Raw genomic sequence first — 13,636 nt, 5'->3', positions numbered from 1 at the left:
TGAAAAAATTTTTTCATCTCTTTTTGTCTGCGCTAATTTTTCACAACGACTTTTCCAGTCATATGATGCGATTCTACTAAAGCAGTGGCTTTCCGTAAATTTTCAGCATTAATTGGTGTAAGCGTCTTAGTTAACGTACTCTTCAATTTACCATTATCAAGTAATTCACTAACTTGATCTAAAATGCGGTGTTGCGAAATTAAATTAGATGTTCCATACCATGACTTAGTGTACATCCATTCCCAGGCAAACGTTGCCATCTTCCGTTTCAAAGGCTGTAAGTCTAAGTCTTTACCTGAACCAGTAGTAGAAACAATTTTGCCTAATGGAGCAATCAAATTCACAATAACAGGCCAATATTCATCTAAATTAGTAAGTTCCAAAATATAATCTAAATATTCAAATCCAGCATTGTGAACTTGTTGCTCTATATCATGATGATAATCAATCACATAATCAACGCCATGATTTAATTCCCATTGTTTGGTTTCTTCATTTCCAGTGGTAGCTAAAACCTTTAAGCCTGCTAAATGAGCTAACTGAGTAGCAACTGAACCAACTCCACCAGCACCATTAATAATTAAAATGGCCTTATTGGAATTTTCCAGTTTTTTACTAGGATCAATATTTATTTGTTCAAACAAGGATTCCCAAGATGTCAAACTAGTAATTGGCATTGCGGCAATTTCTGGAATACTTAAATTCTTAGGAGCATGGCCTACAATTCGTTCATCAACCGCTTGAAATTCGCTATCAGTTCCTGGACGTTTGTATGAGCCAGCATAAAATACTTTGTCGCCTGGTTTAAAAATGCTAGCTTCTTCACCCGTTTTGATTACAATCCCATAAGCATCCCAACCAATAATTTTGGGTTGTTTTAATTCCGTCTTTTGTCCTTGACGAGTAAATACATCGACTGGATTCACTGAAGTAGCTTCTACTTTAACTAATAAATCATGCGGTTCCAATTTCGGTAACTTTGTTTCAAATTCAAATAAACTTTCTGGATTATCGATTGGCAAATCTTTTTTATACCCGATTGCCTTCATCTTTTCTACCATAATATATCCTCTTTTCAGTCTTTGAATTAAGTGTAAAGCTTACCTAATTGAAACGCTATTATTCACCCTTTGGAATGTTCCAGAAACTAGTCTTGTTGTGTTTAGCAAGATATTCACGGAATTCTTTTGAGTGGTATGCTTTATCGACTGCCTTAGCCCACTTAGCATCTTTATCTTTTTTGTTAACTGCGGCAACTAAGTAGTAATCTGGTTTGATATCTTCAGCTAATAACATTGTCTTAGTAGAAATCTTGGCTGGATAAGCAGTTGACCCAGGTAAGATTACGTAATCAAAGTCAGCTCGAGAACGCGGAATTTGAACATCTTGCATTGCTGTAATCTTTAAATCGTATTTGTTTGTGGCAATATCTTTACTAGTAGCTTTAATTGGGTTCACCCCTTTTTTCAAAGTAATCCAACCGGCTTTAACTAGAACGTTGTAAGCCCGAGCCATGTTTGATGGATCATTAGGAATGGCTACCGTATCACCCTTAGCAACTTGACTCATAGCGGTTTTCTTCGCTGGGTAAATTCCAGTTGGAACCGTAGGAATTTTAGTTAGTGAAGTTAAATGGGCATGTTTTTCTTTGTTGAAATTGTCCATGTAAGCCGTATGTTGATCAACATTTAAATCAGCTTCTCCGTTGTTAATTGCTACATCAGCTAGTGATAAATCACTAAATGATTGGTTCTTAACTTTGTAACCTTCTTTTTCCAAAATTGGTTTAACCCCGTTTAAGAATAAATCACTGTAAGGACCTGGTGACGAGGCTAACCGAATTGTATTGGTATTGTTTTGCTTGGGCTTGATGACGAAACTAAATAGAAAGGCGATTCCGAAGATGGCGATTAAGCCACCAATAATGTATTTTTTGTTAATTTTCATGATTAATTCTCCTGTTAGTTATGTGTGATTAAGCTTTGAAGTTCCATCACTGCAGACTGACACGACCGACCACCGCGGTATTTACCAAAGAGTTCCACTAACTCTTTATTTGTTTTTTTAATCATTACTTTCTCCTATAAATTTGTATAAAAAAATACCGATATCTATCCATAAAGATAGACATCGGTATTCTCGAGATTTAATAAAATTCTAGAATTATGCTGTCATCAGTATGAATTTCTCAAAATATAGCGTTAGCTAATACACGAGAAATTCATAAAGATTTACTCATGTATTATTTTGACATACAACAACAGCAGCACATTTTCATTTTAAAAATCTCCTTCGAATTTATTTATTGAAACCAGTGTAACACTATCAAAAAATAACTACAACAATTATTTTTGATTAAATCGATTAATCCTAAATGGTTCTAAATCAAACTCATCTGCTTTATTTTGAGCTCGATCCGCCACAATTTTGCCTAAGACACTAGCAAATTTAAAGCCATGTCCACTTAACCCAGTAACAACTTGGATATTCGGTTGACCAGGAACCTGATCAATCACAAAATCTTCATCTGGTGATAAATCATAGGTACATGCTGCGCCATGATCAAGGCCATCCGTTCCAGCTAAATGATTGGTTAGTAATTCATCAACCTCATGCAAATCACTTTCATATTCACCGTATGGCAGGCGGCCTTCCCGTTTATCAATGGGTTGACCACCATCGTGATGACCAATTTTAATTTTGTCATCTTGACCTGGAAAACCATAATAAGTTTCGCCATTTTTAGTTTCGACGGTAAAACAACTAAAGCCCTCACTTTCGTCTAAGTGATGATCTTTAATTTTGAACCAGCCAAAAACTTTCCGTAATGGTTGAATGGGTAAATTAGGTAATAATTCTTTGGCCCAAGTTCCAGCTGTTACTGCCACATGATGTGCTAAATAAGTTTGCTTTTCTGTTTTAATTTCAACTAAATCTGATTCAACTTGTTTAACTGATAAAACTTTAGCGGAAAAGTCTTGGGTAATTCCATTAGCTTCAGCACCTTTAAGATAGGCACGAATCGCATTTTCAGATAATAAATAACCACTGTCTTTTTCAAAAATTCCACGATAATCATCATCAAATTTCCAGTCAGGCCAACGTTTTTTAATTTCCGCAGCGGTTAAATAATCAACCGGTAAATCGAATTCTTCAGCTGTTTTAGCTACATTTGTGATAAATTCAGCGTCTTTAGGACCAACATTTAGTACTCCGGTTTGATGAAAAATATCAGAACCACTTTGTTCCTGTAAATCTTGCCATAAAGTTTGAGCTTTTAATACCAATGGTAAATATTTAGCCCCTTCTCCATAAGCATGGCGAATAATTCTGGTTTGTCCATGATGTGAACCTTGATCATGTGGTGGACGTGCTAAATCTAATTCAAGCACATCTAAACCATTCTTACTGGCATAATATCCAGCAGCAGAGCCAACTGAACCAGTTCCAATAATTGCTAAATCAAATACTTTTGTCATTTTAATTACCTCATTAATTTTTTAATAAATTCATGTTAGTTAACTACGAAAAAATAAGCATAAAAAAATCCGCTCCTAGTGTATTACTAGAAGCGGATTCGAGATCCACGGTACCATTCCATTTTGACAATTATTTACATAATCGTCCTCACTAACGTCATTATCGTAACTAACGTGTGCAATGAATAATGGTTGCCACCCCATCAGCATTTGAATATCAATGCTGCCAATTAACAGGCCATATTCATGAATATCGATTTGTTCTGCTCACATCTACCGCAGACTTTCTGAACTATCGAACGTTCACTACTCTCCTGATCTCTTTGTTTATTTTTTCGTATTTAACTGTTGAAACTTATTATATATATTTCGTTTTTAGTGTCAATGCTTTTTATTTAAAAAGTTTTTGTTCGTCTTCTATAAACATTTACAGATCAACGATTAGAGATTATTAATTTTTTTATTTTTTGGGCTATAATTAAGTTAAAAATAATTAGAAAGAAGAATGATCATGAACTTAAATTCAACTGTTACATTAAACAATGGTGTTGAAATGCCCCGTCTCGGTTTTGGAGTTTGGCAAACTAGTAATGCTGTCGCAACTGATTCAGTACGAATGGCAATTAAACATGGTTATAAATCAATCGATACGGCCAAAAAGTATGGTAATGAACCTGGTGTTGGAGAAGGATTAACCCGTGGTTTAGCTGAAAATGGACTTAAACGAAGCGATATTTTCTTAACTACGAAAATTTTTATTGGTGATCAAGGATATCAATCAACATTAGATGCTTTTGCTGGCCAACTCAAGAGTTTGCAAACTGATTACGTTGATTTGGTTTTAATTCACTGGCCTGTTCCTGGAAAGTATCTTGATACTTGGCGCGCTCTTGAAAAACTTTATCGTGATGGTAAAATTCGTGCCATTGGAGTTTCAAACTTTAACATTATTCGCTTGAAAAACTTATTAAAACATTGCTCAATTAAACCAGTTCTTAATCAAATGGAATTCAATCCATTAGAACAAGAAGCTGATATTAAAGCGTTCTGTGATGCCCATGATATTCAAATGGAAGCATGGAGCCCACTTGGTCATGGGTCTGCATTAACTCATCCAGTAATTATGGGATTAGCAGAAAAGTACGACAAAACTCCAGCTCAAATTATCATTCGTTGGGAGCTTCAACGCGGAATTATTACCATTCCAAAGTCTACTCATGAAGAATTTATCGCATCAAATACTAAAGTTTTCGACTTTGAATTAGCCGATGCAGATATCAATGCCATTAACGCACTAGATTTGGATAAACGCTCCGGCTGGTATGGTGATTGGCAAGTATTTGGTAATCCAAATGGAAAACCAACAGCGGTTGAAAATCGTGATTAATTATAAACAAAAGGCATTCGTAAATTGCTTACGAATGCCTTTTTGGTCACTGTTTTTTCTCAACTTGTTTACTTAATTTAACATATTCCTAAATTATAAAAATAATCATGACTAATTTTAAACTAAATGATAAGCTTTTATTAAAATTTTACACAATTAGTATAAAAAGGGACATGAATTAATGATGAAATACAACCGCACTAAAACTACTGACCAAATAGCATATAGATTATTAGACCTGGTCTCAAGAAAACATTTATATGATATTACCATTACAGAATTAATAAGCGGTCCGCATATTTCTCGCCGTACTTTTTACAATCACTTTAATTCATTGATTGATTTAATCAATTACACGGTTCAAATGGTAAATGAGAATTTAAATCTAAATTTTCTTTTAAAGATTACAGATAAAAATGAATTAGAAAAAAAGACTTTAGAGTATCTCCCGGAGGCTCTGTATAATAATCGTGATGAAATTAAAATTATGTATACCACTGATTTATACGGACCATGGTGTGAACTAATGTTTGATACATATTTGGAATTGATTAGAAAAGTAGAATTTGATAATCTTCCGGCTAATAATATTAATACCAAAATAACCCTAACAATTTTTACATATTCCATTTTATCAACTATTAAAGTCTGGATTTCGCAACCCATCCCTGGTAACGCTAACGATTTACGTAGTATGCTATTCAGAATCATATATAATCCCAAATTTTAATTAACCATCCATAGTTAGAATAAATTTCTTTGTTTCTTACCTAATTCCTAGTAGAATTAAGTCCTAGAAGAGATTTAGAAAAGAAGGTATTTTTTATGTTTGTATTTATTTTTTGGGTACTATTATGTTGGTTCTTAGCTAGCACCATGACTGCATATCTCGCATATGATAATGATTTATCAAAAAATGGTCATATCTTTAGAGATTTTGGAATCATTAACTTTTTGATGTCAATTCTTGGAGTAGTAGTCTTTTTCACTACCACCCCAGACTATGACATTGCACCTTTCTACTTTGGTTTAGTATTAGTTAATATTCCTTTAGGTGCTGCACAATTATTCGTAGCATTTAAACAATATAAATAATCAAAAAACGAGTCGCTTTAACGGCTCGTTTTTATTTGGTCAATTTTGCGCTTTCTTTAATCATATTTATTAATTCAATCTTGCTCAAATCAGTATCGTTAACTAAAATACTATTCCAATGTTTTTTATTCATATGATATCCCGGAATTATTCCTCTAATATCACGCATTTCTTGAATATGAGCTGGAGTTAGCTTTAAATTAATCAGTAATTGCTTATCTTTAACTAAAATAATCGCAATAATTTTGTTATTTGATTTGTGTTTTATCACATGCGTTTTAATTTGAGATGGTCGTTTCGGATTTTCAAACGGAAAACACAAATAGCCATCTGAATATTTTTGAACTAGACTAACTAAATCATCAATTTTCATCCTATTTCCTTAATCTTGATTCATTTTAGCAGCTTGATTAACTGATTTAACTTCTTGAATAAATTGAACTTTATCATTAGGCGATAATGATTTCAAATTCTGGATTCTTTGAATTAAATCATTACATTTAGTAGCTAATTGGGATTGGCCTTGCAAATTACTAATTTGCGCAATAATATTTTTATCCAAATTAGTTTCCATGGCATCAATAATTTTAGTTTTTTTAGCTGTTTCTGGTTTGCTTACCTTGATTGAACGAGTTTTAACTAAAATATGATCTTGCTGTTCAATAGATTTAGTCATAAATTTCTGATTATTGTGTTTAACTTGTTTCAAACTATGCCCATGTTTATCAGTTTCATTATTGGCTGTTTTACTCGTCCGAATTGGGTTCGAATTATAACTAATTCCATTAAACACAAAATATAATCCAATTCCCATAATTATAATCAATAATGACGTAATTAACTTTGATTTATTAATTTTCATAAAATCATCCCTTTATATTCAATTATACTCAAATCATTAAAAAACAAGCTTCTAAAGATTAGAGCTTGTTTTTATTAGTTTATTAATATAATCCAATACTAAAATTAGCATTAAATTTTTTATAACCTGGCAATTTAATAATCCCTTTTTTATCTTTTAATACTCCATCAGTATTTTTAGTGTCGGCAATTCCCCACCATGGTTCTAAGCAGATAAAATCAGCGTCCTTATCAGACCAAACTCCAATGTATTGACAATTGTAAGCGGTCATTGAAACCCCATGTTTGGATTTATCTGATTGTAGCATAACCATACTACGTTGATTTCCACCAATATCAAAGATTTTTGCATCATGAGTAAATAAGTCATGATTTAATTGAATGGGACTATCCAAAGGTGCCTCGTTAGATTGTTGACTTAATCCATCACTATCAATTTGCATTAAATCAAACTTTCGTTTAGGCGCAGCTACTACATAATAATCATCGAATGCTTCTTTATCTTTCAAAAGTGGCACATTAAACCCAGGATGCGCACCAATTGAAAAGTACATTGTATCGGCGTCATTATTGATTACCTCGATGCTGGCATCAAGACTATTTCCATCTAATTTATAGGTAATTAAAAAAGTAAAGTTAAATGGATAAATTTGCTTAGTGTCATCATTTGAAATAAATCTAAAAGTTACTTCATCTGTACTTTTTTCAGTCACTTCAAAATAATTATCACGAATGAATCCGTGTTGAGTCATATGATAGTTTTTGCCATCATAAATATAATTATCATCTTTAAGTTTCCCAACAATTGGAAACAAAATCGGTGCATGCCGTTTCCAATAATGATCTTGCCCTTGCCAGATGTATTCAATATCGTTATCAGCCGATTTAATTGATTGAATTTCCGCACCTAACTTGCTTATTTCAACAGTAAAATATTCATTTTTCAACATAACATTCATAATTAATTACCTCTCATATAAATTTTAAACTTTTTCTGACTACATTTGTTGTGAAAAGAATAATTTGATATACCAAAAAACAAGCTCCCTAAACTTTAGGAGCTTGTTTTTCTGTGCCATCATAGGCTAAATATTCATCTTCATAACCAATCATATGGGAATCAAAATTATCGACTTTATAAGTTAAATAGTTCAAAGTTTTCGTAATTTCTTTAATTTGATCTTCTAAATCATGTTGCTGTTGAATTAAGATTGCTTTTCGTTCCGCACGTGAATTCTTTTGCCGATATAAATCGACATATTCTTTTAATTTTTCAATTGGCATACCAGCTTTACGCAACACTTTGACGTACATAACCCAATTCAAATCATAATGAGAATACTCACGATATCCACTTTGATCTCGTTTAATTGATGGCAATAACTTAATTGATTCCCAGTAACGGAGTGTGGCGGTGGGAACATCAAATTCCTGACTAACTTCTTTAATTTTCATATTAATCCTTATAAATTTTCTTGGCTAAATTCATAGCAGACCAAGCCTTAGGCCATCCGCCATAAAAAGCCAATTGGGTAATCATTTCAACCATTTCGTCCTTAGTAATTCCGAATTCTTTAGCATGTTGCATGTGGTGTTCCAATTGAGGAAAAGCACCTTGAGCTTGTAAACAAGCCATTGTAATCATAATTCTTTCTCGTTCTGAAAGTTTATCAGTTCTGGACCACACTTGTCCAAATAAAACATCATCATTTAATTCCGCAAATTTTGGTGCGAAATCACCTAATAAATCATGTCCTGCAGTTTGTTTTTTCATTGTTCTACCCCTTATTTGTAATAGTTTCTGTGATTGTCATACCAAATCGATCAGCAACATGTTTCCAAACATGTTCGATATGTGGAATGGCATCTAATGGTTCAAATCCATCAATAATTAAGACCATATTCTTGCCTTGAAATGGATTATTATCGTGTAAAACATCAGTCATTCGATCAATCAAAATCTTCACATAAGCTGACATTGATGACCAGTAAACTGGAGTTCCAATAATTAAGTCATCCGCCTCAGCAATTTTTTTGCATACTTTCATAAATTGATCATCATTTTTTTCTTGGCCTAATGGGTAAACCATATAATCCACTAAGTTCAAAGTTTCAAAGTCCTTACCAGTTCCTGCTGCAATTTGAGCAGTTAATCCATTCTTATCTTTACTACAATTTATAAATAAAGTTTTCACATTAATCACTCCTATTCAAACCTAGTCTATTCCTTAAAGTACACTCTAAGGCAAGGATTATTCTTTATGAGTTTTTATCCTTGCGTTAAAGTCCACTTCAAAGTTTATAGTTTAGTCATATTAAGAAAGAGGTAATTTAATTATGGATAAAAAAGTAATTGTTATTACTGGTGCATCATCAGGAATTGGTGAAGCGACTGCAAAATTATTGGCAGAACAAGGAAACCAAATCGTACTTGGTGCTCGTCGTGAAAATCGTTTACAAGATCTAGCTAACGAAATTAATCAAGATGGTGAAGCAACTTATGCTGTAACTGATGTTAGTGACCTTGAAAGTACTAAGGGATTAGCACAAAAAGCACTTGATACTTTTGGACGAATTGATGTTTGGATTAACGCTGCTGGGTTAATGCCACAATCTCCATTTATTGAAGGACGGGTTAAAGATTGGAATACCATGATTGATGTAAATATCAAAGGTGTTTTAAACGGAATCGATAGTTCTCTTAAAACAATGCGTGACCAAAAAACTGGTCAATACATTAACATTGCTTCAATCGCTGCTCATGAAACTCACGCTAATGGTGGTGTTTATAGTGCAACTAAAGCTGCCGTTTGGATGATTAGTGAAGCGCTTCGTCAAGAAGAGGCTGCAGCTAAATCAGGTGTCCGTGTTACCGTAGTATCACCAGGTGCCGTAAACACGGAATTAGTAAGCAAAGTTACTGACAAGAATGTGCAAAAAGGAATGGAAGCATTTTATAAAGCATTCGCTATTTCCCCTAATCGCATTGCTAAAGTAATTGCTTCTGCAATTAATATGCCAGCTGATACAGCATTAAACGAAATTGTAATCAGATCAACTAATCAAATTGCATAAGCTATCAAACAAAGCATCACTAATTTGACCTTTACTGACCAATATGGTATTCTTAATTATGTAAAGAATTAAAAATATAAATTAATCACTTAAGACTCTTTCCATTTCATGGGAGGAGTCTTTTTAAAACAGTAAGGAAGAACAAAATTGAAACAGTTAAATCAAGCAGAACAAGCAGCTAAACAAGAGTTGCAGGAATATTTAAAGAATCAAGGTTATAAGAATTATATAGCTTATGAAACTGGATCCCAGTTAGTTAACTTAGCAGACAGCCATAGTGACGTAGACTTTTACGTTTTTTATGTCCCTGATAAATGGCAATTATTAACACAAAACACTGAAAGAGAAGATTTCGTTCAATTGGATAAGTGCGAAGTTAAATTCGTCGTGATTCCACAAATGATTAAGTTATTGATGATGGGTGACCCAAATGTCGTAGAGTTATTTTTCCAAGAACCATTTTTAATCAGTAATGGAGATAATAAAATTGACCAAAATCTTAATCAGTTAGCCGAAATTTTATATGAAAAACGCGAATTATTACCAAGTTTGAGTAATGGTCGTTACTTAAAAACTTGTTTGTACATGATGAAAAAGAATGTCCGTAAATTACGTCCAAATAAAAAATATTATGGTAATGGATCATTTGGTAAAACGTTATTTGAATATGTAAAAGAGTATTTATATGCGGATGCTTATTTACAGATTATGAGTGGTAAAGTTCATTTAACTTTTGAACAAGTCGTTTTTCCCAATGAAAAAACGTTAGATAATTATCGTAAATATAAAAAAATAAATCGATTTAATAGTAAGATTCGTAATGATACATTCAAACAATATGATCATCACAAGCTTCAACATATTTATCGATCATTAAAACATCAGCATAAGACAAGCAATCATGACAGCAAGCGTTTGTTACATGAGATTGTTAATTTAGCTCCAGTATTTTATTAATAAAAGTCCTATAAATGGACAAAAAGGTGTGGATTTTTATCCACGCCTTTTTTAGATTCCATTTTGTAAATATTTTAACGCAATTTTGCTAATTTCTTCTGGGGATTCTTTGGCACCACTATTAATCCAATTCACTAACACACTGAACATCGCCCCACTAAAAAAATAGAGCTTATAACGTTCAATCGAATCAGCTGGCATGTCACCGGCTTTTTCTAATACCATTTCAGTAATTAATCGATAAATATAATCACCCAGATTATTATCCAAAAGTAATTTTAATTCTTTCCGTTTCTTATACATAATTCGAAAAGTCTTGATTGCCCCATCTGGTGCTGATGCCAAAGTTACGATTTCATCAGAACTAATCTCATCAATATTATCTTTTCGTAAATTATTAAAATAAAATTCTAAAATATCTTCCTTACTATCAAAATTACGATAGTAACTAGCGCGTGCTACTCCAGCAGTTTTAATCAATTTTGAAATACTAATTTCTGAAAATTTTTCTTTCTTTAATAACTTAAATAACCCTTTTACGATTTGATTTTTAACCCGTAAATTTTCATTTTGACCGTAGTTCATTTTATTCTCCTGAGACAATTTCACGTTTTTTGTATCACTTGAAACCATTGATTTCAGTGACTTAAGCTACTAAACTAACATATGTTATCTGAAACAAATTGTATCACATGAAAAGGAGAATTCAAATGCATGTAGATATTCACAACAAGAAATATAATCGAACATTAGTGTTGGTGATTATGATTCTAGCTGCTATGTCAGGTGCGCTAATGCAAACCTCACTTGGAACAGCAATCCCAACATTAATGACTTCGTTTAATATTGATCTTAATACTGCTCAAGAAGCCACAACCTGGTTCTTATTAGTCAACGGAATTATGGTTCCACTTAGTGCTTTTCTAGCCAATAAATTTTCCACCAAATGGTTACACGTTATCGCATATGCTTTATTATTCCTTGGAATTTTAATCAGTATGTTAACTCCAGAAAAAGCCGATATGTGGTGGATGTTTGTTGCTGGTCGAATTATTGCTGCCATTGCAGTTGGGATTATTCTTCCTTTAATGCAAATCGTAATCATCAACATCTATCTTCCTAAAGAACGTGCTTTAGCGATGGGAATGATGGGATTAGTGGTTGGTATGGCACCTGCTTTTGGACCAACTTTAACTGGTTTAATTCTAGAAAAAAGCCACACCATCTTAGGATTTACAATTACAAATGATTGGCAAAGTATTTTTCTTCTACCATTAATTTTAGCTGGATTTGCTACTTTAATTGCACCATTCTTAATGAAAGATGTTATCAAAAATATTAATGCCAAACTTGATATTCCTTCATTACTAGAATCAGTAATTGGATTCGGTTTATTCATCTGGGGATTCACCAACGTCGCAAACGACGGTTGGACAAGCATGAATACTGTTGTACTTCCAATCGCAATTGGGATAATTTTATTAATCATCTTCGTCTTACGCCAATTAAAACTTCCCGTACCATTCTTGGATATGCGCGTTTTCCAAAGCAAAGGCTTTACGACTGCTACAATTTTAATTATTTTAGCAACTATGGCAATGTTTGGAGTAGAAATGATGCTTCCAACTTACCTCCAAAACGTCCGTGGTTTAACTCCATTAGACTCTGGACTCACTCTCTTATACGGTGCTTTATTCATGGGAATCATGTCACCAATTGCAGGTGCAATTTACAACCGAGTTGGGGTTAAAATGCTCAGTTTCGTTGGTTTCTTACTCTTAACTTTAGGGACAATCCCATTTGTCTTCTTAAATGCTGAAACTCCAACTGTCATCATCACTGTCCTATACGCTGTTCGAATGGCCGGAATTGCAACAGTCTTGATGCCATTAACTACCGCCGCTATGGATGCTCTTCCAACTGAAAAAGGTGCTGATGGTACTGCTGCAAACAATACACTTCGTCAAGTGAGTTCTAGTATCGTAGTCGCTATTATGACTTCAGTGGTACAAAATATCATTAATAACAATGCACCAACCAAATCTTTAAAACTATCAGATCCACTTAAATTTGCTAACCAAGCAATTTCTGCATCACTTGATGGTTTTCAAGTGGCTTTCGCAATTGGATTAGGTTTTGCCATCATCGGATTAATCTTTGTCTTCTTCGTTAAAAACGAGAAAGGAGCAACCAAATGATTTTATGGATAATTGTAATTTTAGTCGTTTTAACTTTTGCCGGTTGGCTATTGATTAAAAATAAGATTTTAAGCATGACCCTTGGTACAATTTTTACAGTGTTGTTAATTGCCAGTATTAGTTTATTATCAGCCAATATGCACAGCCATTACGGAATGGAAAAAGTCACTAAGACTACTACTCATGAAGTTTACTCAATCACTCCTGAGGCTTCGCCAGTGAAAGCTGTTGCTGTTAAGAAAATTGGATCTCAAGATTTTGTGTTAGTTTATAAAGACAAAGCTACGGATAAAGAAGCTAAACCACATTTTGTGCCTAACAAAAAGAAAATTGTTGAATCAACTAAGAAATCAGCTACGTATGATGCTGTAAACATTGAATCTTCTCAATTAGTTACTAAGAAAACTACTTGGGAATACAAATCAGATACTTACAAAAAACTCTTTAATTTGGGTAAACAAGATAATTTAGTTAAGGAACAACATACCTTGTTAGTTCCTAAATCTTGGATGATTATGAATAAATAAGTTTAAAGCTGTCGATTAATTTCGATAGCTTTTTCTTTCTGTTTGACTTAGAGTACA

17 protein-coding genes are annotated in these 13,636 nt (G+C 33.2%); 7 read left to right on the top strand and 10 right to left on the bottom strand.

Features of this window, described 5'->3' with window-relative positions; translation table 11 throughout:
• Window positions 1-32 precede the first annotated feature (32 nt).
• From ACQW5G_RS04355 to solA, 3 genes are all read right to left on the bottom strand, one after another.
• Entirely contained in the window at window positions 33-1,061 is a 1,029-nt protein-coding gene (locus ACQW5G_RS04355) for a zinc-binding alcohol dehydrogenase family protein (protein ID WP_429971847.1), read from the bottom strand.
• A 58-nt stretch (window positions 1,062-1,119) separates the two neighbouring features.
• Window positions 1,120-1,947 (bottom strand): MetQ/NlpA family ABC transporter substrate-binding protein, encoded by an 828-nt coding sequence (locus ACQW5G_RS04350; RefSeq protein ID WP_429971846.1) that lies wholly within the window; start codon window positions 1,945-1,947, stop codon window positions 1,120-1,122.
• Between the two features lie 398 nt (window positions 1,948-2,345).
• Window positions 2,346-3,479, bottom strand: a complete 1,134-nt coding sequence (solA, locus tag ACQW5G_RS04345; protein WP_429971844.1) for an N-methyl-L-tryptophan oxidase — start codon at window positions 3,477-3,479, stop codon at window positions 2,346-2,348.
• 505 nt (window positions 3,480-3,984) lie between these two features.
• On the opposite strand from solA, the gene ACQW5G_RS04340 reads away from it, so the two are divergent.
• The 3 genes from ACQW5G_RS04340 to ACQW5G_RS04330 all read left to right on the top strand — a co-directional run bounded on the left by ACQW5G_RS04340 (window position 3,985) and on the right by ACQW5G_RS04330 (window position 5,961).
• On the top strand, window positions 3,985-4,866 hold the full coding sequence (locus ACQW5G_RS04340) for an aldo/keto reductase (protein WP_429971843.1): 882 nt from the start codon (window positions 3,985-3,987) through the stop codon (window positions 4,864-4,866).
• Window positions 4,867-5,047: 181 nt separating this feature from the next.
• A complete protein-coding gene (locus ACQW5G_RS04335) occupies window positions 5,048-5,596 on the top strand; it encodes a hypothetical protein (protein WP_429971842.1) in 549 nt (182 codons plus the stop codon).
• A 95-nt stretch (window positions 5,597-5,691) separates the two neighbouring features.
• Complete coding sequence (locus ACQW5G_RS04330; RefSeq protein WP_429971841.1) at window positions 5,692-5,961, top strand: hypothetical protein; 270 nt, start codon at window positions 5,692-5,694, stop codon at window positions 5,959-5,961.
• Window positions 5,962-5,992: 31 nt separating this feature from the next.
• Here the strand turns inward: ACQW5G_RS04330 and ACQW5G_RS04325 are convergent, their stop codons facing one another.
• The 6 genes from ACQW5G_RS04325 to ACQW5G_RS04300 all read right to left on the bottom strand — a co-directional run bounded on the left by ACQW5G_RS04325 (window position 5,993) and on the right by ACQW5G_RS04300 (window position 9,017).
• Complete coding sequence (locus ACQW5G_RS04325; protein WP_429971840.1) at window positions 5,993-6,334, bottom strand: MmcQ/YjbR family DNA-binding protein; 342 nt, start codon at window positions 6,332-6,334, stop codon at window positions 5,993-5,995.
• A gap of 9 nt (window positions 6,335-6,343) precedes the next feature.
• Window positions 6,344-6,823 carry a hypothetical protein gene (locus ACQW5G_RS04320; protein ID WP_429971839.1) on the bottom strand — a complete coding sequence of 160 codons (480 nt, stop codon included), beginning with the start codon at window positions 6,821-6,823 and terminating at the stop codon, window positions 6,344-6,346.
• Window positions 6,824-6,905: 82 nt separating this feature from the next.
• Window positions 6,906-7,781: an aldose 1-epimerase family protein gene (locus ACQW5G_RS04315; RefSeq protein WP_429971838.1), complete on the bottom strand. Its 876-nt coding sequence runs from the start codon at window positions 7,779-7,781 to the stop codon at window positions 6,906-6,908.
• Window positions 7,782-7,869: 88 nt separating this feature from the next.
• A complete protein-coding gene (locus ACQW5G_RS04310; RefSeq protein ID WP_429971837.1) occupies window positions 7,870-8,277 on the bottom strand; it encodes a MerR family transcriptional regulator in 408 nt (135 codons plus the stop codon).
• Between the two features lies 1 nt (window position 8,278).
• The gene (locus tag ACQW5G_RS04305) at window positions 8,279-8,596 is read right to left on the bottom strand and encodes a carboxymuconolactone decarboxylase family protein (protein ID WP_429971836.1); all 318 of its coding nucleotides are present in this window, start codon (window positions 8,594-8,596) and stop codon (window positions 8,279-8,281) included.
• A gap of 4 nt (window positions 8,597-8,600) precedes the next feature.
• Entirely contained in the window at window positions 8,601-9,017 is a 417-nt protein-coding gene (locus ACQW5G_RS04300; RefSeq protein ID WP_429971835.1) for a flavodoxin family protein, read from the bottom strand.
• Window positions 9,018-9,159: 142 nt separating this feature from the next.
• Between ACQW5G_RS04300 and ACQW5G_RS04295 the strand changes: the two genes are divergently transcribed.
• Both ACQW5G_RS04295 and ACQW5G_RS04290 read left to right on the top strand, forming a co-directional pair.
• Window positions 9,160-9,897, top strand: a complete 738-nt coding sequence (locus tag ACQW5G_RS04295; RefSeq protein ID WP_429971834.1) for an SDR family oxidoreductase — start codon at window positions 9,160-9,162, stop codon at window positions 9,895-9,897.
• A gap of 147 nt (window positions 9,898-10,044) precedes the next feature.
• On the top strand, window positions 10,045-10,854 hold the full coding sequence (locus ACQW5G_RS04290; protein ID WP_429971833.1) for a hypothetical protein: 810 nt from the start codon (window positions 10,045-10,047) through the stop codon (window positions 10,852-10,854).
• 51 nt (window positions 10,855-10,905) lie between these two features.
• Here the strand turns inward: ACQW5G_RS04290 and ACQW5G_RS04285 are convergent, their stop codons facing one another.
• Window positions 10,906-11,439, bottom strand: a complete 534-nt coding sequence (locus ACQW5G_RS04285; protein WP_429971832.1) for a TetR/AcrR family transcriptional regulator — start codon at window positions 11,437-11,439, stop codon at window positions 10,906-10,908.
• Window positions 11,440-11,564: 125 nt separating this feature from the next.
• On the opposite strand from ACQW5G_RS04285, the gene ACQW5G_RS04280 reads away from it, so the two are divergent.
• Both ACQW5G_RS04280 and ACQW5G_RS04275 read left to right on the top strand, forming a co-directional pair.
• Window positions 11,565-13,052: a DHA2 family efflux MFS transporter permease subunit gene (locus ACQW5G_RS04280; protein WP_429971831.1), complete on the top strand. Its 1,488-nt coding sequence runs from the start codon at window positions 11,565-11,567 to the stop codon at window positions 13,050-13,052.
• Window positions 13,049-13,579, top strand: coding sequence for a DUF4811 domain-containing protein (locus ACQW5G_RS04275; RefSeq protein ID WP_429971830.1), 531 nt, complete (start codon window positions 13,049-13,051; stop codon window positions 13,577-13,579). The genes ACQW5G_RS04280 and ACQW5G_RS04275 overlap by 4 nt, the downstream gene beginning before the upstream one ends.
• Window positions 13,580-13,636: the final 57 nt, after the last annotated feature.

Origin of the sequence: Fructilactobacillus sp. Tb1, assembly GCF_050500285.1 — a bacterium.
GTDB lineage: Bacteria > Bacillota > Bacilli > Lactobacillales > Lactobacillaceae > Fructilactobacillus.
Note: the sequence above shows the minus strand (reverse complement) of the source record. Positions and strands in the feature narration are given on the sequence as shown.